The sequence below is a fragment of the Hymenobacter crusticola genome (genome assembly GCF_002154225.1).
In the GTDB taxonomy this organism is placed as follows: domain Bacteria; phylum Bacteroidota; class Bacteroidia; order Cytophagales; family Hymenobacteraceae; genus Hymenobacter; species Hymenobacter crusticola.
Genome location: NZ_MTSE01000005.1, coordinates 65,998 through 88,527, shown reverse-complemented (window position 1 = coordinate 88,527; position 22,530 = coordinate 65,998). Strand labels below are relative to the sequence as shown.

Annotated in this window: 19 protein-coding genes; 11 read left to right on the top strand and 8 right to left on the bottom strand. The window is 50.7% G+C overall.

Annotation, left to right across the window (positions count from 1 at the left end; all coding sequences use genetic code 11):
- Nucleotides 1-11: 11 nt before the first annotated feature.
- From BXP70_RS11730 to BXP70_RS11710, 5 genes are all read left to right on the top strand, one after another.
- The gene (locus BXP70_RS11730) at nt 12-848 is read left to right on the top strand and encodes a carboxypeptidase regulatory-like domain-containing protein (protein ID WP_086594271.1); all 837 of its coding nucleotides are present in this window, start codon (nt 12-14) and stop codon (nt 846-848) included.
- Between the two features lie 130 nt (nt 849-978).
- Nucleotides 979-1,458, top strand: a complete 480-nt coding sequence (locus tag BXP70_RS11725) for a MarR family winged helix-turn-helix transcriptional regulator (RefSeq protein WP_086594270.1) — start codon at nt 979-981, stop codon at nt 1,456-1,458.
- 60 nt (nt 1,459-1,518) lie between these two features.
- Entirely contained in the window at nt 1,519-3,927 is a 2,409-nt protein-coding gene (locus BXP70_RS11720; protein WP_086594269.1) for a 3-hydroxyacyl-CoA dehydrogenase/enoyl-CoA hydratase family protein, read from the top strand.
- A gap of 158 nt (nt 3,928-4,085) precedes the next feature.
- The gene (locus BXP70_RS11715) at nt 4,086-5,264 is read left to right on the top strand and encodes a thiolase family protein (RefSeq protein WP_086594268.1); all 1,179 of its coding nucleotides are present in this window, start codon (nt 4,086-4,088) and stop codon (nt 5,262-5,264) included.
- 157 nt (nt 5,265-5,421) lie between these two features.
- Nucleotides 5,422-7,212 carry an acyl-CoA dehydrogenase family protein gene (locus tag BXP70_RS11710; protein ID WP_086594267.1) on the top strand — a complete coding sequence of 597 codons (1,791 nt, stop codon included), beginning with the start codon at nt 5,422-5,424 and terminating at the stop codon, nt 7,210-7,212.
- Between the two features lie 177 nt (nt 7,213-7,389).
- On the opposite strand, the gene BXP70_RS11705 is transcribed toward BXP70_RS11710, so the two are convergent.
- On the bottom strand, nt 7,390-8,736 hold the full coding sequence (locus tag BXP70_RS11705) for a hypothetical protein (RefSeq protein WP_086594266.1): 1,347 nt from the start codon (nt 8,734-8,736) through the stop codon (nt 7,390-7,392).
- 501 nt (nt 8,737-9,237) lie between these two features.
- Here BXP70_RS11705 and BXP70_RS29470 point away from each other — a divergent pair.
- Nucleotides 9,238-9,471, top strand: coding sequence for a hypothetical protein (locus BXP70_RS29470; protein ID WP_143436468.1), 234 nt, complete (start codon nt 9,238-9,240; stop codon nt 9,469-9,471).
- 51 nt (nt 9,472-9,522) lie between these two features.
- On the opposite strand, the gene recG is transcribed toward BXP70_RS29470, so the two are convergent.
- From recG to mutY, 4 genes are all read right to left on the bottom strand, one after another.
- The gene (gene recG / locus BXP70_RS11700) at nt 9,523-11,616 is read right to left on the bottom strand and encodes an ATP-dependent DNA helicase RecG (protein ID WP_086594265.1); all 2,094 of its coding nucleotides are present in this window, start codon (nt 11,614-11,616) and stop codon (nt 9,523-9,525) included.
- Between the two features lie 124 nt (nt 11,617-11,740).
- Nucleotides 11,741-12,334, bottom strand: coding sequence for a gliding motility lipoprotein GldD (gene gldD, locus BXP70_RS11695; protein WP_086594264.1), 594 nt, complete (start codon nt 12,332-12,334; stop codon nt 11,741-11,743).
- A gap of 128 nt (nt 12,335-12,462) precedes the next feature.
- The gene (locus BXP70_RS11690) at nt 12,463-12,894 is read right to left on the bottom strand and encodes a single-stranded DNA-binding protein (protein ID WP_086594263.1); all 432 of its coding nucleotides are present in this window, start codon (nt 12,892-12,894) and stop codon (nt 12,463-12,465) included.
- A 93-nt stretch (nt 12,895-12,987) separates the two neighbouring features.
- Nucleotides 12,988-14,079: an A/G-specific adenine glycosylase gene (gene mutY, locus BXP70_RS11685; RefSeq protein WP_086594262.1), complete on the bottom strand. Its 1,092-nt coding sequence runs from the start codon at nt 14,077-14,079 to the stop codon at nt 12,988-12,990.
- Between the two features lie 196 nt (nt 14,080-14,275).
- On the opposite strand from mutY, the gene BXP70_RS11680 reads away from it, so the two are divergent.
- The 3 genes from BXP70_RS11680 to BXP70_RS11670 all read left to right on the top strand — a co-directional run bounded on the left by BXP70_RS11680 (nt 14,276) and on the right by BXP70_RS11670 (nt 17,614).
- Complete coding sequence (locus BXP70_RS11680; protein WP_086594261.1) at nt 14,276-14,581, top strand: HU family DNA-binding protein; 306 nt, start codon at nt 14,276-14,278, stop codon at nt 14,579-14,581.
- Nucleotides 14,582-14,658: 77 nt separating this feature from the next.
- Entirely contained in the window at nt 14,659-15,567 is a 909-nt protein-coding gene (locus tag BXP70_RS11675; RefSeq protein WP_086594260.1) for a tetratricopeptide repeat protein, read from the top strand.
- A 439-nt stretch (nt 15,568-16,006) separates the two neighbouring features.
- Nucleotides 16,007-17,614, top strand: a complete 1,608-nt coding sequence (locus tag BXP70_RS11670; protein WP_179197668.1) for an Rne/Rng family ribonuclease — start codon at nt 16,007-16,009, stop codon at nt 17,612-17,614.
- A 102-nt stretch (nt 17,615-17,716) separates the two neighbouring features.
- On the opposite strand, the gene BXP70_RS11665 is transcribed toward BXP70_RS11670, so the two are convergent.
- Nucleotides 17,717-18,397, bottom strand: a complete 681-nt coding sequence (locus tag BXP70_RS11665; protein ID WP_086594259.1) for a porin family protein — start codon at nt 18,395-18,397, stop codon at nt 17,717-17,719.
- Between the two features lie 91 nt (nt 18,398-18,488).
- On the opposite strand from BXP70_RS11665, the gene gldB reads away from it, so the two are divergent.
- Together gldB and BXP70_RS11655 are read left to right on the top strand one after the other, a co-directional pair.
- Complete coding sequence (gldB, locus tag BXP70_RS11660; RefSeq protein WP_086594258.1) at nt 18,489-19,490, top strand: gliding motility lipoprotein GldB; 1,002 nt, start codon at nt 18,489-18,491, stop codon at nt 19,488-19,490.
- A gap of 78 nt (nt 19,491-19,568) precedes the next feature.
- Nucleotides 19,569-20,795, top strand: a complete 1,227-nt coding sequence (locus BXP70_RS11655) for a glycosyltransferase family 4 protein (protein ID WP_086594257.1) — start codon at nt 19,569-19,571, stop codon at nt 20,793-20,795.
- Between the two features lie 42 nt (nt 20,796-20,837).
- Here the strand turns inward: BXP70_RS11655 and nth are convergent, their stop codons facing one another.
- Nucleotides 20,838-21,530, bottom strand: a complete 693-nt coding sequence (nth, locus tag BXP70_RS11650) for an endonuclease III (RefSeq protein WP_086594256.1) — start codon at nt 21,528-21,530, stop codon at nt 20,838-20,840.
- A 260-nt stretch (nt 21,531-21,790) separates the two neighbouring features.
- On the bottom strand, nt 21,791-22,426 hold the full coding sequence (locus BXP70_RS11640) for an RNA polymerase sigma factor (protein ID WP_086594254.1): 636 nt from the start codon (nt 22,424-22,426) through the stop codon (nt 21,791-21,793).
- Between the last annotated feature and the right edge of the window lie 104 nt (nt 22,427-22,530).

Genomic DNA, 22,530 nt, shown 5'->3' with positions numbered 1-22,530 from the left:
TAGTTTTGAGCATGAAAACAACTGCTCCCACCCGTCTGGTTGTAAGTCTTTTGGTTTGTCTTTCAATCCTGGTAAGCTGCGGCAAGCGCGACAATGACCAGCCAACGCCCACTGTTACTACTACCACTATTTCCGGTGTAGTACTAGCCCAAGACGAAGTGCTACAACCCATCAGCAAGGCCGGTGCCCTCGTTACCTTGGAAGGCACCGAAATCAAAGCCACAACTGATGCCAATGGTACCTACCGACTCGAAAAAGTGCCGCTTGGCCAGCATGTGCTGAACGTCAGCCGCGCGGGGATGGGCACCATGCGCTACGAAGCCGACGTGAAGAACCTGGATGCTGTTATGTTCCCCACCATTACCCTGGACCAGCAAACCTCCACGCAAGTGAAGAGCTTGGACTTCGTGGGAAAAACCATGTATTCGTTGCCTGATGAAGTAGCTGCTTATCAGTGCAGTATAACCTACAATCCGCAGCTGTATCCAGCGCCAAAGCTATACAGCATCATGGTGTACGTGGGCAAAAATGATAAGGTCAGCAATGCTAGCTACTTAGGAGCTACCCAGATAAGTGAATCCGAGAATACGCCAGCGCCGACCGTGCGTGGGGTGGCGAAGATGCGAATTGCTTTCTATCAATCGAGCCTGAAGCAGCTAGGTTTTGCCTCCGGCGATAAAGTGTACCTAGCCGTTTACGGGGCGCCCAAGAACGTCTCGGATGGAGGTATCGGCAATGAGGCGTACTACATCGAGCCGTACTCGCTTGATCCGGTAACCAAAAGAGTGCAGCAAGTGAGAGCCAACCTGAATCCGAACCCGGTGAAGGTGAGCTTCACCATGCCTTAAGGTAATTTGAAAAGTAAGGGTAAGCAGGGCTTTCATCATAATCCGTAAGCTTTGCCTACAACTTTTTTCTCTTAAAGTAGTATGCAAGCATACTATATTCTTTGTAAGTTTACCGGACTTCGCCCCTCTTATGAAACCGGAAGAAACCGTCGATTATAATATTAAAGTAGCTTGGCACGCCATTTCGCGCATGTATAACGCGCAGGCTGCTAAGTACGACATCACCACGAGTATCGGCTTCGTGCTGCTGAATATCGATCAGGAAAAAGGCACGCCGGCCACCAAGATTGCGCCGCTATTAGGCCTCGAAACGCGTAGCCTCACACGCATTTTGCGTAGCATGGAGGAGAAGGGCCTAATCTACAAACAAGCCGACCAGCAAGATAAACGCTCGGTGCGCATCTTCTTGACATCGGAAGGCTTGCAGAAAAAGGAGATTTCGCGGCAAACAGTGCGTCATTTCAACCAGAAGGTTCGGGAGAAGGTGTCGCAAACGCAGCTCGATGTGTTCTTCAAAGTAGTTGGGCAGATCAACAGCATGATCGAAGGCAAGACGCTCTTCGATGATTTCACTCTCAAGCCTTACCACCCCGAGAAGACGTCTGCCTAACCTAGGTAGAGGCTTCCTCGCTATTTATTCGCTCATTCTCTCACCCACTTCCTTTCTGGAATGAACCGAACCATCAAGAAAGTTGCCGTGCTCGGCTCCGGCGTTATGGGGTCGCGCATTGCGTGCCACTTCGCCAACATCGGCGTGCAAGTGCTGTTGCTTGACATTGTGCCCCGCGAACTGACGGCCGATGAGCAAGCCAAAGGCCTAACCTTGGAAAAGCCTGCCGTACGCAACCGCATCGTGAACAGCTCGTTGCAGGCGGCTATTGCCAGCAACCCGTCGCCGCTCTACCGCAAGTCGGATGCCTCGCGCATCAAGACCGGCAACTTCGACGACAACCTGCAAGATATTGCCACATGCGACTGGACGATTGAGGTCGTGGTTGAGCGCCTTGACCTCAAGCAGAGCCTGTACGAGAAAGTAGAGAAGGTGCGCAAACCCGGCACGCTCATTACCTCGAACACCTCGGGCATTCCGATTCACCTGCTGGCCGAAGGCCGCTCCGATGACTTCAAGAAGAACTTCTGCGGTACCCACTTCTTCAACCCACCGCGCTACCTGAAGCTGCTCGAAATCATCCCGACGCCGGAAACTGATCCGGCGGTGGTAGATTTTCTGATGCACTACGGCGACCTATACCTAGGTAAGACCACCGTGCTGGCCAAAGACACCCAAGGCTTTATCGCTAACCGCGTGGGCGTGTTTGCCATGCTCGACGTGATGCAGAACATGCAAAAGCTAGGTCTGACGGTAGAGGAAGTGGACAAGCTGACGGGACCCGTAATCGGTCACGCAAAGTCGGCTACGCTGCGCACCTCCGATGTGGTAGGCTTGGACACAACTATCAACGTGACCAACGGGTTAGCCCAGGGCTTGCCCAACGACGAAGCCAAAGACGTATTTCAACTGCCTGACTTCGTGCAGAAGATGGGCGAGAACAAATGGCTGGGCGACAAAACCGGCCAGGGTTTCTACAAGAAAATGAAAGGGGAGGGTGGCAAGTCCGAAATCTACGCCCTCGACCTCGCCACGATGGAGTACAAGCCCAGCCAGAAGGTGAAATTCCCCACGCTGGAAGCGACCAAGCTCATCGAAAAGCTCTCAGACCGCTATAAAGTGCTGGTGGGCGGCAAAGACAAGGCCGGTGAGTTTTACCGAAAGATGTTTGCCGGCTTGTTTGCGTACGTGAGCAACCGCATCCCCGAAATTACCGACGCGCTGTACAAGATCGACGACGCGTTGCGGGCTGGCTTTGGTTGGGAGCAAGGGCCGTTTGAAACCTGGGATGCCCTAGGTGTGCAGAAAGGGCTAGAGCTAGCGCAGGCGGAAGGCAAAACCGTGGCGCCGTGGGTAGAGGAAATGCTAGCCGCTGGCAATGCTACCTTCTATAAAGTGTCGGAGCAGGGCGTGAAGCAGTTTTACGACCCCGAGTCGAAGAGCTACCAGGCTATTCCGGGCGTTGAGAACTTCATCATCCTTGACAACCTACGCTCGGCTGGCAAAGTGCTGTGGAAGAACTCGGGTGCCAGCGTCATCGACCTAGGTGACGGCATCCTGAACGTAGAGTTCCACAGCAAGATGAACGCCATGGGCTCCGACGTTATTCAGGGCCTGATGAAAGGCGTTGACATGGCTGAGCAAGGTTACCGCGGCCTAGTGGTCGGCAACGATGCGCCGAACTTCTCGGCGGGCGCCAACCTAGGTCTGGTGTACATGTTTGCGCTGGAGCAAGACTACGACGAGCTAAACCTGATGATCCGGCAGTTTCAACAGGCCATGATGCGTATGCGCTACAGCAGCATCCCGGTAGTGGGCACGCCGCATGGCCTGACCCTAGGCGGTGGCTGCGAGCTGAACCTGCATTGCGACAAAGTTGTTGCCGCGGCCGAAACATACATGGGCCTCGTGGAATTTGGCGTTGGCCTGATTCCCGGCGGTGGTGGCACCAAGGAAATGACCTTGCGCACCGCGGCCAAGTACGAGGAAGGTGAGCCAGAATTCAACCTCCTGCGCAACACCTACATGACCATCAGCACGGCGAAAGTTTCAACGTCGGCCGCGGAAGCGTTTGACCTAGGCTTCATGCGCCGCGGCGACGAAGTGGTGGTAAATAGCAACCGCGTCATTGCCCAAGCGAAAGCTGCTGCGCTGGAACTGGCTGAGGCTGGCTACACCCAGCCCACGCAGAAAACCAACATCAAGGTACACGGCCGGGGCGCCCTCGCCATGTTCCAGACCGGCGTATTCGCCATGAAGGAAGGCAACTACATTTCCGCCCACGACCAGAAGATTGCCAACAAGCTAGCTTACGTGATGTGCGGTGGCGACTTGTCGGCCCCCACGGAGGTGAGCGAGCAATACCTGCTGGATTTGGAGCGCGAAGCTTTCTTAAGCCTCTGCGGCGAGCGGAAAACGCTAGAGCGTATCCAAAGCATCTTAACAACAGGCAAGCCGCTAAGAAACTAGGTAGCCCAATTACAAGGATGCTGGAAGCAGTTGCCCATCGAATTAACTACTAGTGCCGGTTGTTCTCAAACTGGAAGTCACCTGCTTTTAGCTCCTAAGTCAAGCAAGGCTAGCCTCATAGTGGCGTTGATTCCCACCATATCTAAGACATCATTAAAATGGAAGCATATATCGTAGCCGGTTACCGCACCGCAGTGGGCAAGGCGCCCCGCGGTGGTTTCCGCTTCACTCGTCCCGACGACTTAGCTGCTGAAGTAATTAAGCATCTGGTAGCTGCCGTGCCGCAGCTTGATCCAACGCGCATCGACGATGTGATAGTCGGTAATGCCGTGCCGGAAGCGGAGCAGGGTTTGCAAATGGGCCGGCTTATCTCGTTGCTCGCGTTGCCGATCAACGTACCCGGCCTCATCGTGAACCGCTACTGCGGCTCGGGCGTGGAAACTATTGCCATGGCCGTGGGTAAAATCAAAGCGGGCATGGCCGACGTAATTATTGCCGGCGGCACCGAAAGCATGAGCATGGTGCCAACAGTGGGGTGGAAAACGGTTCCTAACTACAAGCTAGCCCTAGAGCACCCCGACTACTATATGGGCATGGGTCTCACGGCGGAAGCCGTGGCCAAAGACTATAGTATCAGCCGCGAAGACCAAGATCAGTTTTCGTATAACTCCCACCAGAAGGCTATCAAGGCTATCAAAGAGGGTAAGTTTAAGAAGCAAATTGTGCCGATTAAGGTGGAAGAAACTTTCCTAGATCCGGCAAGTGACAAGAAGCAAACCCGCTCTTACGTAGTCGATACCGACGAAGGACCACGCGCCGATACGTCGCTAGAAGCGCTGGCAAAGCTGCGCCCAGTGTTTGCCGCTAATGGTACTGTTACAGCTGGTAACTCTTCCCAAACCTCTGACGGCGCTGCCTTCGTGCTTGTGATGTCGGAGCGCCTGGTGAAGGAGTTGAACCTAGAACCTGTTGCGCGCATGGTAAATTACGCTTCTGAAGGCGTAGACCCACGCATTATGGGCATGGGCCCCATCAAAGCGGTGCCGAAAGTGCTGAAGCAAGCCGGCATGCAGCTCAACGACATCGACTTGATCGAGTTGAACGAAGCCTTTGCTTCACAATCCATTGCCGTAACGCGCGAGCTAGGTATCGACCCAGAGAAGCTTAACGTAAACGGTGGCGCCATTGCCCTAGGTCACCCACTGGGCTGCTCGGGTGCTAAGCTAACCATTCAGCTGTTTGATGAGTTGCGCGAGCGAGGCCAGAAGTACGGCATGGTGACGGCCTGCGTAGGTGGCGGCCAGGGTGTGGCTGGTATTTATGAGCTGCTGAAATAGCGGCTACATAGGTCTGTATCTCCTCTTTTCATACGTAGGCATAGAAAATAAAGAAGCCCCGGAAGCGGGGTTTTCTTTCACCAAAATAGGCTGCAAGCCTAACAAATTCCATAACTTAGAATCTCCTTCCCTTTCATATTCAACGCTCACCCAAGCCATGGAAGTATCAAATAAAGCAGTCATCAAAGGCGGCGAGTTTATCATTAAAGAAACCGACGCCCAAGACGTTTTTACCCCAGCCGAATTCTCGGAAGAGCAGCGCCTGATGTATCAGACCTGCTTGGATTTTGTGACCAACGAAGTAAATCCGCTGCTGGAACGCCTCGACAACCACGAAGAAGGTTTGATGGAGGACCTGATGAAAAAAGCTGGTGAGCTAGGTCTGTTTGGCGTGAGCATCCCAGCCGAGTACGGTGGCTTCGATATGGACTTCAACACAGCCCTGCTCGTGACAGAAGGTGTAGGTGGTGGCCACTCGTTTCCGGTAGCTTTTGCTGCGCACACCGGCATTGGCATGCTGCCTATTCTGTACTTCGGTACGGAGGAGCAGAAGCAGAAATACATTCCAAAGCTGACTACCGGCGAGTGGATCGGCGCTTACTGCCTCACTGAGCCCGGTTCAGGCTCCGATGCCCTAGGTGCCCGCAGCAAAGCTGTGCTGAGCGAAGATGGCGAGAGCTACGTGCTAAATGGCCAGAAGATGTGGATTACTAACGCCGGCTTCGCACACGTGTTCATTGTATTTGCACAGGTAGATGGCGACAAGTTTACCGGCTTTATTGTGGAACGCGATACGCCCGGCCTAACCTTCGGCAACGAGGAGCACAAGATGGGTATTCGTGGTTCTTCTACCCGCCAAGTATTCCTGTCGGATGTGAAGGTGCCGAAAGAGAACGTGCTGGGTGAAATTGGTAAAGGCCACCTAATTGCTTTCAACATCCTGAATATTGGCCGCATCAAGCTAGCGGCTGCTTGCCTAGGTGCTACGAAGCGCGTGGTGACTACTAGCGTGAAATATGCCAATGAGCGAGTGCAGTTCAAGCTACCAATTTCCAAGTTCGGCGCTATTCGCCATAAGCTAGCCGAGCAAGCCATCCGTACATACGCCGTAGAATCGGCTATTTATCGTGCTGGAATGGACATTCATCGTATGGAGCAAGAGCTTATTGCCCAAGGCAAGAGCTACAGCGAAGCCCTACTAGGTGCCGCTCGCGAGTTTGCCGTGGAGTGCGCTATGCTGAAAGTAGAAGGGTCGGAAGTACTTGACTTTGTAGTAGATGAAGGCGTGCAAATCTTCGGCGGATATGGCTTCTCGGCCGACTATCCCATGGACCGTGCCTACCGTGACTCACGCATTAACCGCATCTTCGAAGGCACCAACGAAATCAACCGGATGCTAGCCGTCGACATGATCCTGAAAAAAGGTCTGAAAGGCGAGCTAGACCTGATGGGCCCTGCGCAGGCTGTACAACAGGAATTGATGGCTATTCCGGATTTTGGTGCAGAGGAACCTACCGGTCTGTTTGCCGCTGAGCACAAGACCATTAAGAACCTGAAGAAGGCCATCCTGATGGTGGCGGGCACAGCCGTGCAAAAGTACATGAATTCGTTGGCCAAAGAACAAGAGGTGCTGATGAACATTGCCGACATGGCCATCAAGGTATATACCGCCGAAAGCACCGTGCTCCGCGTGGAGAGGGAAGCCGGTGAGAAAGGCGAAGAAGCGCTGGCGAACCAGATCGATATTGCCCGCGTGTATCTTTCGGACGCTGTAGACCTTGTGAACAAGTACGGCAAAGATGCCATTGCCTCGATGACCGAAGGCGATGAGCAACGCCTACTTGCCCTAGGGTTGAAGCGCTTCACCAAAGCCGAATTGTTCAACGCCAAAGAAGCCCGTCGGCGCATTGCCGCTGCTATGATCGAGGCAAACGAGTACGTATATTAGGTCATCAGGACCACGGATTCGATAGATTTTTCGGATTCCGCGGATTTTGTGGATGTTTAGTAACTTAAGTCTAGTAAAAAGCCTCTCCACTACTGGAGAGGCTTTTTATTAGACTTAGGCATAAGAATTAGAGGAGAAGTATTTACAAAATCCGCGGAATCCGAAAAATCCGTGGTCCTACTTCACTACAATCTTATTCAACATCAACGCTGCCGACTTCTTGCTAGGTCGGCTCACACCAATGAGCGTTTGTGCATCAAGCCAAGCTGTGAAGTCTTTGACGTAAGCAAGTTGCTGATCGTTTGCTACTTTCAGCCCAAGCCCTTTTGTGGGTTGTACAACACCCGTTTGGGCATTCACCGAACGCACGTATAAGTCTGATTTGCCTTTAATCGTCTCCTGCGTAAGAAATTGAATGTTAGAGCCAAACACCGCCGCCTTATACCCAATGCCAGTAAAAGACTCAGCTGGCGGTGCTACTTGGTTTTTGGCGATGATGGTGTGCCAGGTAGGGGCTTCAAATTCATTGTAGCCAAACAAATGCAATTCCTTGGTTCGCACCGGTGACTCGTCACCACCTTCCTCATATTTCTTCTCCGCTACCACTACAAGCTGCTTTTCCGGTGTAAGTAGTATGTCTGAGAGGTAAATATCTTCTAAGCGCTTGCTAGTACCTTGCGTAGCTTTATTTACTTCAGCTAGGTATTCAGGCGTAAACCGGAATTCGTCTGCAAACTTCATGGTGCCTTCGCCATTGAAGTCAAACTTCACGAGCTTCAAACTATAATATTGGCCAGTCAGCCGTTCCGTACAGATAGCTGCAGCGTACAAGGTGTTATCCGCTTGCATCGAAACTTTTGTGTCGAATACTGTTACTGTTTTCCCCCCGAAGCTGCCGCCTACAGCCACCGACATTACTTTTACGTCTTGGTTATCATTGCGGTAGCGGCGCACGCTGAGCTTCTTCATTTCATCGCTGATGAGCGTAACGTATTGTGTACCATCATTACTTAGTGAAACAGTAGGAGAGAAGAAGGAACCTAGGTCATGGAAATCGTAGGTGCGGTCCTTGAGCTTGGTAAGTTGCTCATCGTACACACTAGCGGTGATAGCGCGAATCTGCTCTTCGCGACTTGCGTAGCTCCACGCTACTAGCTTAGTACCGTCGGGTGAGAAAGCCACGCCCGGATGCCGGTCGCGGGTACCGGTTTCAACTAGTTTCTTTAGAGGCGCTTTCTGGCCAGTAGCTAGGTCAATTGCTTGCGCGGATAAAGTTTGGCCTGCATTCGTTTTGCCATAAACAACAACGAGTGCCTGCCGAGTACCGCACGCGAAGCCGTCGATACGCTGGGCCTCCGAAACGGGCAAAGTAGCCGACCAAGTCTTTTGAAAATCGGCGCTATAGCGTTCAACTGTATACTCGGTCGCCGATTTATGAGCCAAGATGAGGAAGCTACCACCAGTAAGCGGTACTGTTTTCTGCGGTACGCGCTGGTTGTAGCGGTCATCTGACCGTTCGGGCAAATAGCTAAACGGAACAGACTTTACTTTCTGCGCTTGGGTTGCGCAAGGCAACAGGTTAAGGCATGCCAAGCAGCTAAATAAGAAAACAGTAAATCGCACAACAATAATAAGTTAAGTGAAACAGTTTAAGAAAAAGAGAAAAGGAGCTTGCTAAATGCTGAAACCAAGCGGAGCCTGCTAACGTAAAATGCGTCGTTTGAGCTGGTATATTAGAGGACGCATATTTATTTACACTTCCTTAATAGCAGCGCAACAAATCGTTAGATGCAGAGCCTTTATCTTAGCAGCAGTTAAGAGAACAGTTGAAATTCCGGCGAAATTTATAAAATCTAGCTTTTTTACAGCTTATAGCTGTGCAACCTAGGTTACAAAATGGAGAGCTGACTGATAACGTGTTGACAACGCACTGACTTTTTCACTCTTACGCCTGTTTGTTGTGTAGTTCAACACTTTGGCCTTAACTTTGCCCCACTATAGGCATAATCCAAGTAGTTAAGTATTATGAAATCTTTACTTCGTTTTGTTTTGCTATTCGCGCTTATCGTTATTGGTAAGCTCACAAAGCAGTCAGCTACAGCCCGAGATACTGCAAAATTGTTGCACCGTAACAGTTCATTATTGATGCCAGCCACTTCTTTCTTTACGCGGCAGGTGTCATTGCCAATAGCTCCCGTTGGATCCGAGCAATTTTGGCACACCACCAATAAGGCAGAACAGCAAGTACAGTTTGAATAAGCGACTTCTAGTCGCTTTTTTTATGTTTGTTACAAGCTGAGCTGCCAAAGCTTAGCTGATGCGACTCCAGTTCACAGCCGTTGCTGGCAATGACTCTATGTGTCGCCGGATATTGAAGTTTTCGGGCTTTGTTAAGTCCGGATCATCGTCTAGTAGCTGCTGGGCCGCCGCCCTTGACTCAGATAGGATGCGCCCGTCCTTGGCTAGGTCGGCAATGAGTAAGTCGAGTACGCCGCTTTGTTGGGTACCCATTAAGTCGCCAGGGCCACGCAGCTTAAGGTCGATATCCGCTATTTCAAAACCATTGTTGGTTCGCACCATAGTTTCGAGGCGGATACGGCTGTCTTTGCTGAGTTTATAACCCGACATTAGGATGCAATAGCTTTGCTCAGCGCCCCGCCCAACCCGGCCACGAAGCTGATGAAGCTGAGAAAGCCCGAAGCGCTCGGCACTTTCAATGACCATTACCGAGGCGTTGGGGACGTTAACTCCTACTTCTATCACGGTAGTAGCTACCATGATCTGCGTCTCGCGCTTCAAGAAGCGCTGCATTTCGAAATCCTTCTCCTCGGCCCGCATCCGGCCGTGCACAACGCTGATTTGAAACTCAGGGAAGGCCCGCGCTACGCTCTCGTACCCGTCGGTGAGGTCTTTGTAGTCCATAGTTTCGCTCTCCTCAATGAGCGGATACACAATGTACACCTGCCGACCTAGGTTGATTTGGTCGCGCAAAAACTGGAACACTTTCAGGCGGTTAGCATCGTAGCGGTGCACCGTCACGATGGGCTTGCGACCTGCCGGCAGCTCATCAATGACTGACACATCGAGGTCGCCATATAGCGTCATAGCCAAAGTACGCGGAATGGGTGTGGCCGTCATTACCAGCACGTGCGGGATAATGTTCGGGTTTTTCTGCCACAGCTTCGAGCGTTGCGCCACCCCAAAGCGGTGTTGCTCATCCATAATGGTCAGGCCTAGGTTGCGGAACTGCACCACATCTTCCAGCAAGGCATGCGTACCTACCAGCATATGCATCTCCCCGCTCCGTAATTGTTCATGCAGTACGCGCCGCTCACTAGTACGCGAAGAGCCGGTAAGCTTCCCTAGGTTGATGCCGAGCTGATCAGCATACTGCTTCAATCCAACATAATGTTGGTCAGCTAGAATCTCAGTGGGGGCCATCAAGCAGCTCTGTGCCCCATTATCGGCGGCCATCAGCATAGAGATGAAAGCCACGATGGTTTTGCCAGAGCCCACGTCGCCTTGCAGCAGCCGGTTCATCTGTTTGCCCGCACAGAAATCCTTGTAGATGTCGTGGATAACCCGTTTTTGAGCGCCGGTCAGGTCGAAGGTTAGATGGTTTTTGTAGAAGTCAACTAGCGAAGGAACCTCCTTGAAAATCTGCCCAGCCAGTGCCACCTTGCGTTGCGTTCTTTGGCGCAATAGCTTGAGTTGAACGTAAAACAACTCCTCAAACTTAAGGCGGAACCTAGCTGCTTGTAGCAATTCCGTGCTCTGGGGGAAATGTATTTGCTGAAGTGCATCAGCCTTGCTCATCAGCCCATAGTGACGAACTAATTCTGGCGACAAGGACTCCTGAATATGCGGTACAGCAATCTTGAGCAAATCGGCTACCATGCGCATAATAGCCTTGCTATCAACGCGATGATAGTTTTTTAACTTTTCAGTAGTGTTGTAAACAGGTTGGAGAAAACTTTGACCTGCTTTGGCTTCTGTTACTTCCTCCAACTCAGGGTGCGACATCTGGGGTTTACCATTGAAGAAAGTAGGCTTACCAAAAACGATGTACTCCTGATGGTTCTTAACGATGTTCTGGAGCCACTTTATGCCCTTAAACCACACGAGCTCCAACTCACCGCTGGCGTCCGCTACTTTCGCCACAAGACGTTGTTTAGGCCCTTCGCCTAGGATTTCACGCCCCCGCAGGATTCCCTTTACTTGCACGTAAGGCAGGTCGTCGTGCAGGTCGACAATGTTGTAAAACTGCGTGCGGTCGAGGTAGCGAAAAGGGTAACGTTGAATGAGGTCGCCGTAGGTGAAGATTTCTAGCTCCTTCTGTAACAGCTGAGCACGTTGAGTGCCCACGCCTCGCAAATTCTCAATCTTGGTGTTGAAAAAACTCATATTTTCAGTCAACAGCTACCAGTTAACACTTCCCTTAGGACGGACCCAAAACAGCGAATGGTAGAAACTACCATTGAACTTGCCTCTGCTTGGCTATTTGTTGGTAGGCGTTAAATGGTAAGGGTTACTTGTATTGTAACGTATTGAGCATCCGTACAATATCTTTCTTAACGTAGTTGATGACGGGTGCTAGCGAATCGTTAGAAGTAGCCGTCGGGAAATACAACGCACCGCGAAAGAAATGCCGTGTGCTATCAGTGGTATAAAACTGAAACTGGCTGGGCACTTCACCCGATAGCTCAAACACTGCTACACGCATACCGTTCGGCGTTTGCAACACATCCTCATCAATAGCCGAAGCCTTAATTTGGTGCTTACTGGTGAGCTTACGAGCGTCCTCTAGCAGCTTGTTGAAGACTTTTGAACTGCGATTAACGTCGGTATAGGTAATCTGCACGCTGGCGTGGTACTGCGGGTAGTACAGATTAATCCAGTGTGGCTGAGCTAGGTAAGAGGAGTCGCGGAGCACCCGTGCGTAGCGCGAGTATTCAAAAGTATAAGGGTGCCCCGGTGCTAATTGCTGGTAGCTATGCGGAGGCAAATCAATTCGATTATAGCCCTTTGGCTTCGGCGTATAGTCAGACGTGGACGTGCAAGCACCAAGTAGCAACCAGCTCAGCGCGAAGCATGCAAAACGCAAGGATGGGGATGTTAGCATTCGAAAAATGCGAATTTACTTCTCAAAGGTAGCCTGAAACTACTGGCTCTCGCACCAATAACACAAAAAGCCCCAGCTGCGTGCCGGGGCTTTGTCAAAGAAAAATCTATGCCCTTTAGGAGGGTAGATTAAAAAGGAAGTTGATCAAGCTCCGGTTCTTGCCGGAAAGTTTGGGTCTCTGGAACTGCGGTTTGACTAGCGGGTTCTGTTGACTGATCGGTTGTAGGCCGTCCCCCTAGCATCGTTAGTTCGTCGGCCACTATTTCAGTGATGTAGCGCGTCTGGTTATCCTTGTCTTGGTATTGACGCGTTCTAATGCGGCCTTCGATGTACACCTGCTGGCCTTTGCGCAAATACTTTTCGGCTACCTCAGCTAGGTCACGCCATAAAGCGATGTTGTGCCACTCCGTTCGCTCAACGCGGTTGCCACTTTTGTCTTTGTAGTAATCATTGGTTGCGAGCGTAAAACGGGCTACTGTAGTGCCACCTTCCAAGTGACGAACCTCCGGATCTTTGCCCAAATTTCCGACCAAAATTACTTTGTTAACTCCTGCTGCCATGTTTACTAAAAGCTACTGTTAAAGAAGAGAAATAGGGATATTTTCTTCTTTAAAGATACCAAAATAGCACTAGTTGTCCAAGCTCAAAACCCCCTAAATACCCGTTTTTTGCAGGTAATTAGCAATAAGAATAGGCTTCGGCAATTGCTCTATTTCAATGGCCGTAAAGGGTGCTAACCCCGACGCAACAAGTGCTTCCTGAGGTAACGGTTCGCTTAACCAAATGAGGTGAAACTTAGCTTCCACTTTCTGATGACTGAGTACGTGGCGGTAAGTGCCAGTTGGCTCTGCCACTCGATTGGGAGCTACAATGCCACCTAGCTTTTCAACGGCCTCTAGTACTTCTACCGCGGGCAGGGTAGGCGCTGCGGTTTCCGTTAGAGCGAAATCATAAAGTCCTTGCCAGATGTCCTTGCCTGTGCGCTTACGCAGATAGGTTGTGTCGCCATGGCGAAGCACTAAGTAATGAAAATAACGTGTGCGCCCGGCCTTGGCTTTGCTCTTTACGGGCAACTCGTTTACCATTCCGTGCTGAAAAGCGAAACACTGACTCTGCAACGGACAAAACAAGCAATCTGGATTGACGGGCGTGCATTGGATGGCGCCGAACTCCATGATAGCCTGGTTGAACTGATCGGGTGCGTCAGCTGAAATCAAGGAATCAGCTAGCTGCTGAAACTGCTTGCGCGTGGCCGGTGCCGCAATGTCGGCCGTGATGCCAAACACCCGCGCTAACACCCGGTACACGTTGCCATCGAGCACAGCTACCCGTTCGCCAAAAGCAAAAGAGGCAATAGCCGCCGCCGTGTACTGTCCTACACCACGCAGCTTGAGTAACTCAGCGTACGTCTGCGGAAACTGACCGCCGTACTCGCGTACTACTTGCTGGGCAGTATGATGCATGTTGCGTGCCCGCGAGTAGTATCCTAGGCCTTGCCAGTGGCGAAGCACTTCATCTTCAGACGCTGCGGCTAGGTCATGAACCGTGGGATAAGTGGTGATGAAATCGTGGTAATAAGGAAGCCCTTGGCGAACACGGGTCTGTTGCAAAATGACTTCTGAAAGCCAAATGGCATAGGGGTCGCGGGTATGGCGCCAAGGCAAATCGCGCTGGTGGCGTGGGTACCAATCCAATAAAACTGGCGCGAAATATGAATGAGCGGGAACGGAATGATTAGTGGTCAAGTTTTTGAGTAAGAAAGGCTTGTCGGAAGGTCGACAGCTAAAGTTGGTTTAGCGTAGAAGTATTGTAAAACCAAAAAAGGGGGCTACCTTTGTGGCCCTAATTCCAAAGCGAACAGCTTACCGGGCAAGGGCTTACGTTTCAGAATGACATTTTTTGCCCAACACATTTTTTTCACTACATAGTACACTTACCAGCGTGACTAAAGCAGAAGTAATCGCCGAAATCGCCGACAAGACCGGCATTGAGAAAGCAGACGTTTCGGCTACCGTAGAGGCCTTTTTCAAAGTTGTGAAGGATTCAATGGCCGATGGCAGCAACATCTACGTGCGCGGCTTTGGAAGCTTCGTAAACAAGAAACGGGCAAAGAAAGTCGCCCGTAACATCTCGAAAAATACGTCGATTATCATCGACGAGCACTTCATTCCTAGCTTCAAGCCTTCTAAAACCTTCATCAGCAAGATTAAGAATAGCAAGAAGATCAAGGAAGAAGCGCAAGCCTAAAATCGTTTCTTCGTAACATTGCCGGCCGAGCCGCCGGGCATTCCACAACTGGGAGCCCGGCGGCCTGCTTTTTCCTTATGGCTCGTTCTTCTTCGCATCAATTTCTCGTTTTGACTGTTGCTGTTGCTTTAACAGCGGGTTTATTCCTGTTGCCGAAGGTAATCGTTAAGCCTAAGGAAGGAAAAGGAGAGATTACGCAAGATGCGGCTCGCACAGCTACTCGTGATGGTGGCGGACCCGCAGTGAATGGCTCGAAGGCTGTTGCATCGTCGGGAGAACAGCCTACTGTGATGGCTGGCGCAACGCCCGAACAGCCTCATATGGCTGTTGGTGCTAACCAGCGACGCGAGCTTAACCAATTGCTTCGTAAATATAATGCCGAAGCGGACCCTATGGCTAAACTACGTTTGGCTACCGATTTGGCGGTCAAATACAAGGCTGTTGAGAAGTTCGATAGTTCCGGCTATTATTACGAGCAAGTAGCCCAGGCTCGCCCTGGCGAACAAGCATGGAAGCGAGCGGCCGACGAATATTTTGAGGCATTTAGCTTCGCGGCAACTGAAGAGCGTGCGAAGCTTTTAGGCGCTAAAGCTCGGGAACTGTATGATCGGGTGTTGAAAAATAACCCTGATAACCTCGACGCTAAGACCAACCTAGGTATGGCTTACATGGCCAGCGACAACCCAGTACAAGGTGTCACTTTGCTACGAGAAGTACTTGCTACTGATCCTCGCAATGAGAAAGCACTGTATAACCTAGGTGTACTCGCTATCCAGAGTAACCAATACGACCGGGCCGTAGAACGATTCCGCGAATTGATCAAAGTAAATCCGGAAAACGTAAACGGACAATTTTACTTAGGTGTCGCGCTGGCTCAGACAGGTGCGAAAGAAGATGCAAAAGGAGCTTTCCTGAAAGCAAAAAGTTTGAGCACAGATCCTAGCCTTGCCGCTTCGGTCGATGAGCAGCTTCAAAAACTACAGTAGAAAAATATTGTTCTATGGTTTAGTTATCAAGTGTGTAGCATCTAGGTCAATTCTCCGAGAGAGATTTTGCTACTTTGCAACCGCTTTGCTTACTACAGCCAGCTGACAATTTAAGTCATTCAACAATCAACCATTTAACCTCAAAAACACATGCCCTGCGGTAAAAAAAGAAAGCGTCATAAGATTGCTACTCACAAACGGAAAAAGCGTCTGCGTAAGAACCGTCATAAGAAGAAGTAAACCCTCAGGGGTATGCTGGCGGGGCTTTCACATTGAGTTGGTATCCCGCTTATCTCTCATTTAGTATCCCCGAGAGTGGCTATAAGTTTACTTTCCTGTTGCTTAGAAGGGAAGCTGGCACATTGTGCTGGCTTCCCTTTATGGGTTACAGGCAGCAAGCAAAGCTACTCCAAGGGGAAATACTATAACTACCGATACATTGAGTAACGAATTAGTCATTAATTCTACTCAGGAAGGAGAACGAATTGCCCTGCTTCAGGATAAGCGGCTAATCGAATATCATTTCGACCGCAACGACACCAATTATTCTGTTGGTGACATTTTCCTGGGTACGGTCAAGAAAGTTATGCCCGGTCTGAACGCAGCGTTTATCGACATAGGGTATCAGAAGGACGCTTTTCTACATTATGGCGACCTAGGGGAGCAATTTCCCTCGCTTACTAAATGGGTGAAGGGCGTTCAATCGCAGAAAATAACCGTTGGGGCTCTGAAAAACTTCCAGTTGGAAGGGCCGCTCGACAAAGTTGGTAAGGCTGCCGACGTGCTCAAGAAGGGTCAGCAAATGCTGGTTCAAATTGTCAAAGAGCCTATCTCGACGAAAGGTCCGCGCCTTTCAACAGATATTTCAATGGCGGGTCGTTATCTCGTACTCGTTCCATTCTCCAATACCATCAGCATCTCCAAAAAAATTGTGAGTAAGACGGAGCGTGAGCGCCTCAAGCGCTTAATCGCCTCTATCAAGCCCGATAATTTCGGAGTCATTATCCGCACCGTAGCCGAGGGCCGCGAAGTGGCGGAACTCGACAAGGACATGCAAAGCATGGTGGCCAACTGGGAACAACTCTTCCAGACCCTGCGCACCGCGAAGGAGCGCGATAAAATACTGGGAGAGCTGGGCCGCACTAGCTCCATGCTGCGCGACATGCTCAACGAATCGTTCGATGCCATTACCGTGGATTCGACGCCGATGTACGAGGAAATGCGTGGGTATTTGGAAAAGATTGCACCCGATAAGGTGAGCCTGTTGCGCCACTACACCGGTAAGGTGAAGTTGTTCGAACAGGTTAATATCGAGAAGCAGCTTAAAACGCTTTTTGGCAAGACCGTTACGGTGCCAGGTGGAGGTTACCTCGTCATTGAGCATACGGAAGCATTGCACGTAATTGACGTAAACTCTGGCAACAAGAGCAACCAAGAAAACGACCAGGAAGCTACAGCCCTAGCGGTGAATATAGCAGCGGCTAAGGAAGTAGCACGTCAGTTGCGCCTGCGGGATATGGGCGGTATTATCGTCGTCGACTTCATTGATATGAAGTCGCCTGAAAGCCGCAAGAAAGTGGAGGATGCCGTAAAAGACATCATGAAAAATGACAAGGCTCGCTTCACGATTCTGCCTATCACCAAATTTGGTTTGTTACAAATTACGCGGCAGCGGGTACGCCCTGCCGAAAATATAATAACCGGTGAAGTGTGCCCGACTTGCGGAGGTACGGGCAAAATATCGGCTTCTATCTTGGTAACTGACGAAATTGACAACAGCATTGAAGATTTGCTGGTGACACAAAATCAGTCGGGTATCACGTTGTTTGTTCACCCATTCTTGCATGCTTATTACACCAAAGGCTTGGTGTCGAAGCAGATGAAGTGGTACTTGAAGTACTATAAGTGGGTGAAGGTGATGAAAGATACAAGCTTAGGCCTCACCGATTACCGGATTGAAGACGAACGTGGCGAAGAGATTGAACTACATTCTTCGGCTGCTGCTATGGCTCGTCTGCAAGACCGCGAGGTAGAGATTACAGATTAACGGTTTTTCTGCGAAAACCTTCCTGAATAAGAAGAAAGCCCGTGTTGCTCTGGAATGAGCAGCACGGGCTTCTTCGTGGGGATCTAGGTTAGCAAATAAATCTTAGAACTTAATACCTAGGTCTAAGGCAAACTCGTTGTTCTTGATAGTTACGCCATTGAATTTGCGTGTGTTATCGAAATAACGGTCGATGTTGACTAGGCCCCGGTGATAAGAGATGCCGGCCAAAAGCTTAGTGCTCTGTCCTACTTGGTACTCAACCCCAAAAGCTCCTAACAGCGAAGCATCAGGAAAGATGACATATTTCAGGGCTTTCGTTTCTCCGGCGGCAGTGCCGGGGTCATCGAAGAACTTCTTGTCGTTGATTTTGCCTGAGATACCAACGTTCGCTGAGCCACCCACCTGGAAATAAAGCTTGGTATCGGGGGCAATATCGTTCGTGTACAGCTTCACAGTGAGAGGCAACTCCAGATATTGGACACTATATTCCCGCTCTTGTTTTGTGCCAAGCGCGTCGTCTTGGTAAGATAAGGTGCCTCCTTTACCTGTTAGCATCAGGCCCGTGCTAAAGGCATAGTTCTCACCAAAGAAATAATCAACAATTACCCCACCACCTAATCGCAACTTAGAACCCTCTGATTGAAAGTTAGTAGCTGAGGGAGAGTTAGCACTCAAGTGCGCTAAGCTAGGGGATACCTTCAAGCCAATTTCAACCTGGGCTGAGGCAAGGGTGGCAGAAGCTCCTACGAAGAGCAAGCTGAGAAGTGTTTTTTTTAAAGTCATATAGTACTAAATGCAAAGAATATTACTTGAGGGAGTTTCTTTGGCTATTTTCGCCTCAAAGATAAAAGCGTGCACCTATAAGAAAGCTCGAATGCGCCTACGCCTAATTACGTTGTTTAGTTCTTGGTTATTACTAGTTAGTTGTAATAAATCAAATACATGTGAGCTTAACCCGGAGGTGGCGAAAGTGCACGCGCCTGTTCAGATAGAACGGTTGGAAGGTCCATTCTTTCGCATCCGCAACCAAACGGATGCCAAAGAATTTTTGCAGCAACATCAATTGTTTGCTGATCAGTTTTTGCAGCAGCGTCAATACCCCTCGCAGGAGGTGCTAGCTGGCGCGCTGGTGAAGCTTGCTACGAATACGGGCTTGCAAAAGCTAGGTAAGGAGGCAGAAAACGAATTCAAGGATACAGAGAAACTGAAGGGCGAGCTGAAGCTGCTGTTTCAGCATGTACGCTATTATTTTCCGTCGTTCCACGTGCCACCCGTGAAGACGTTTGTGAGCGGCCTCAGCCAGGACTTATTCGTGAACGACAGCCTCATGGTTGTTAGCCTCGATTTTTTTGTGGGCCCTACAGCTAGCTACCGCCCAAATGTGCCGGCATATATTCTACGGCGCTACACACCAGCGCACTTGCTACCAACGGTGGCGTTGGCCATATCGAGCAAGTATAACAAGCATGAGCTTACCAATCAGACCATGCTCAGCGAGATGGTACAGTTTGGAAAGTCGCTTTACTTTGCCGAGAAGGTACTACCCTGCACGCCGGATTCCGTTATCATTGGGTTTACGGCCAAAGAACTTACCGGTGTAGCGTTTAACGAAGGCAAGGTGTGGGCACACTTTCTAGAGAAGAACCTACTGTATAATACTAGCCCCTTCGTTATCCAGAAATATGTGGGCGAGCGGCCCGATGTTCCTGAAATCGATAAGACGGCGCCAGGACGCATCGGCGCGTGGGTAGGCTGGCAAATTGTGCGTAAATACATGACGGAGCACCCTAGCGTGACCCTAGCGCAACTAATGGCTGATAAAAACGCGCAACACATTCTGAACGAGTCACGGTACCGGCCTAAGCGGCGGCAGTAGTCTGGGAGGTGTTGAATGCTTTGGGTCACGTAAAGGGCACTTCGCCACTTAACCTTCAACAACTAACCTTCCCTACTATTGCATATTGCCGTTTTCAGCCAGTATCATACTAATCCTGATTGCCCGGCTACTAGCCGGCACTACTCCCTGCTGAGGCATATTGCGCGTACGCACCGCGTTACCCTCCTCACAACGCGCACCTGGGAGCAGCAACGCCTGACGCAGCACTATACTTGGTTGCCAGAAGGAGTGGAAATGCGGGCTGCGCAGGTACCTTACCGCAACACGATGGGCGTGGCACAACGGGGGCTAGCTTTTGCGCACTATGCAGCCTATGCGGTACGGGAAGGCCTGCGCATCGACAAACCTGATGTGATTTGGGGCATTAGCACACCTCTGACGGCGGCGTGGGCGGCAGCCCAAGTAGCGCGATGGCGCCGCGTACCGTGGGTGTTTGAAGTGCAAGACTTATGGCCAGCTTTTCCAATTGCCATGGGAGCGGTACCTAGGTTTGCCTGGTCCGAGCTCCACAAGATGGAACACAAGTTGTACCATCAGGCGCAAGCCATCATGACACTTTCACCCGACATGACGGACTACGTGAAAGCGCTGGGAAACATAGCGAAATCTCCGTGGCCATTCAACACGAGCAAAGTGCATACCTCCCTCAACGGGACTGACCTCGACTTGGCGGCTTTCGCAACCGAAGACGCGGTTATGAAATTACGTCAAGAGCTAGGTCTGACTAAGCAACGGGTTGTTTTGTACGCAGGCACGTTTGGGAGGGCAAATGCCATTCCGATGCTGGTACAAGCAGCTGAGCAGCTTGCCGCCATTGACGCTAACACCGTATGGCTTTTTATGGGGCATGGCTTCTACGAGCCGCTCGTTCGCGCGGCAGCCGCTCGTTGCGCAGCTATTCGCCTGGTGGCACCCCAGCCACGGTATGCAGTGTTTGCATGGTTCCGCTTGGCTGACGTGTCTGTGGTATCGTTTCTGAATCTACCTGTGTTGGACTCCAACTCGCCTGCCAAACTATACGATAGCCTAGCGGTAAGTACCCCCGTGATTGTGACCAATGAAGGCTGGACGAAGCGCCTAGTAGAGCAGCATGCATGTGGTTGGTATGTACCCGCAGATGATACACAGGCGCTAGTAACACAGCTAACGCAACTATTTGCCCAGCCAGAGCAACTGCTACAAGCAGGAGAAAGGGGCCGTGCGTTGGCAATCGAACAATTTGATCGAGGAAAGATAGCCACTGCTGTTCAGGTTACCTTAGAACAAGCAGCACGTTCAGCATAGAACCTGCCTAGGCTACGTTGCACCAACTAACAGCCGCCTAACTTACAGCAGGTCGTTGGCTGCCGGGGGCGGCAGAGGCCGGCTAGGTGCTGTAGCAAAGTTGACTTCGTAATAGCGACAGCAATCTGTGAGTGGGCAAATACCGCATTTGGGCTGCCGCGCCACGCAGATGTAACGGCCGTGCAGAATGAGCCAATGGTGTGCTTTGGCTACCACTTCTTCCGGGGTGTAGCGCAACAACTCTTTTTCTACAGCTAGTGGTGTTGTTGCAGTCCGGTTGACCAGACCTAGCCGGTGGGATACGCGAAAGACGTGTGTATCCACGGCCATGGCAGGTTGATTATAAATAACCGACACCACCACGTTGGCCGTTTTGCGGCCCACACCTGGCAAACGCTGGAGCTCCTCAATGGTGCTCGGTACCTCGCCGCCGAAATCGTTGACAAGCATCCGACCTAGGCCCGCTAGGTGCTTGGCCTTATTGTTCGGGTACGATACGCTACGGATAAAGGGAAATATCTCTTCTGCTGAGGCTGCTGCTAGCTGATAAGGAGTCGGAAATTGCTCTAGCAACGCTGGCATCACGAGATTCACGCGCTTGTCGGTGCACTGGGCGCTGAGTACCACTGCCACGATAAGTTCGTACGGGTTGCCATACTGCAACTCGGTTTTAGGTTCTGGAAAATTGTTGATGAAATAATCCAGAAAGCGGCGGAACCGCTCGGGCTTACGCATAAAGCAAAATGATGAAGTAGTGAGATTGTGAGTACAAAGATGCTACCTAGGTAGTTCTCCAACGCACAATCTCACCACTTCACCACTTCTGGTTCTATGGTCTCAGAAAATTACGAGAATACTGTAAAATAGAGTCTGTGACTTCTTTACTGGGAGCGGTGCGCAAGTCGTTCAGACAGCGCTGGGCCAACAGCAAATCGGCACAATGACTCGCTAGCTTTGGGTCATGAAGCAGGGATTGCTCAATCTCCTGCTGTTCTTCAGCCGGCAATTCGTTGTATAGGTACCGGATCAGTTTCTCGTGGGTAAACGTTTTGATCATAGAAAATAGGTTGCGCGGCCATCTTCTTCCGCAAGTTGATCAATGCGTAGCGCATACGCCCTAACGCTGTATTGATGCTTACCCCAGTTGCATCGGCGATTTCCTGAAAGCTCATCTCGCCATAGTGGCGCATGATGAGCACTTCCTTCTGCGCCGCGGGCAGATCTTGGATTAGCTCTCGAAGACGGGCGTGGGTTTCCTCACGGGTGATGGTAGCCTCCGCACCCTCTTCTGCCAATGACAACGAATTAAACGCATGGCTTGTTGTATCGAGATTCAACAAAGGGTTGCGTTTTTCGCGCCGGAAGAAGTCGATGGCTAGGTTATGTGCAATGCGGCAGATCCAGGAAGAGAATTTACCCTCTTCGTTGTAACGGCCTCCTTTCATCGTATGAATGGCCTTGATGAAAGTATCTTGTAGCAGATCTTCGGCTACGGCCTCATCGCGCACAATCAGCATGATTGTGGTAAAAACGCGGCTTTTATGCCGCTCCAGCAGGAGCTCGAAAGCTTCTTCCTTGCCGGCAATATAGAGCGAGATCAAAGCGGAATCGCTCGGCTGCATGGTTTCCATAAAAGCTACGGGTTTAAGAGAACGTAGAGCTTTAAACCATAGAATGCAGTTTGCCTGTGAACTGGATAAAATTCGGGTGAGGAAGAAAAGAAAGATGAAGATCA

Coding starts and splice junctions, on each gene's coding strand:
- BXP70_RS11730 (WP_086594271.1), top strand. CDS start 12: ATGAAAACAACTGCTCCCACCCGTCTGGTTGTAAGTCTTTTGGTTTGT.
- BXP70_RS11725 (WP_086594270.1), top strand. CDS start 979: ATGAAACCGGAAGAAACCGTCGATTATAATATTAAAGTAGCTTGGCAC.
- BXP70_RS11720 (WP_086594269.1), top strand. CDS start 1,519: ATGAACCGAACCATCAAGAAAGTTGCCGTGCTCGGCTCCGGCGTTATG.
- BXP70_RS11715 (WP_086594268.1), top strand. CDS start 4,086: ATGGAAGCATATATCGTAGCCGGTTACCGCACCGCAGTGGGCAAGGCG.
- BXP70_RS11710 (WP_086594267.1), top strand. CDS start 5,422: ATGGAAGTATCAAATAAAGCAGTCATCAAAGGCGGCGAGTTTATCATT.
- BXP70_RS29470 (WP_143436468.1), top strand. CDS start 9,238: ATGAAATCTTTACTTCGTTTTGTTTTGCTATTCGCGCTTATCGTTATT.
- recG (WP_086594265.1), bottom strand. CDS start 11,616: ATGAGTTTTTTCAACACCAAGATTGAGAATTTGCGAGGCGTGGGCACT.
- gldD (WP_086594264.1), bottom strand. CDS start 12,334: ATGCTAACATCCCCATCCTTGCGTTTTGCATGCTTCGCGCTGAGCTGG.
- BXP70_RS11690 (WP_086594263.1), bottom strand. CDS start 12,894: ATGGCAGCAGGAGTTAACAAAGTAATTTTGGTCGGAAATTTGGGCAAA.
- BXP70_RS11675 (WP_086594260.1), top strand. CDS start 14,659: ATGGCTCGTTCTTCTTCGCATCAATTTCTCGTTTTGACTGTTGCTGTT.
- BXP70_RS11665 (WP_086594259.1), bottom strand. CDS start 18,397: ATGACTTTAAAAAAAACACTTCTCAGCTTGCTCTTCGTAGGAGCTTCT.
- gldB (WP_086594258.1), top strand. CDS start 18,489: ATGCGCCTACGCCTAATTACGTTGTTTAGTTCTTGGTTATTACTAGTT.
- nth (WP_086594256.1), bottom strand. CDS start 21,530: ATGCGTAAGCCCGAGCGGTTCCGCCGCTTTCTGGATTATTTCATCAAC.
- BXP70_RS11640 (WP_086594254.1), bottom strand. CDS start 22,426: ATGGAAACCATGCAGCCGAGCGATTCCGCTTTGATCTCGCTCTATATT.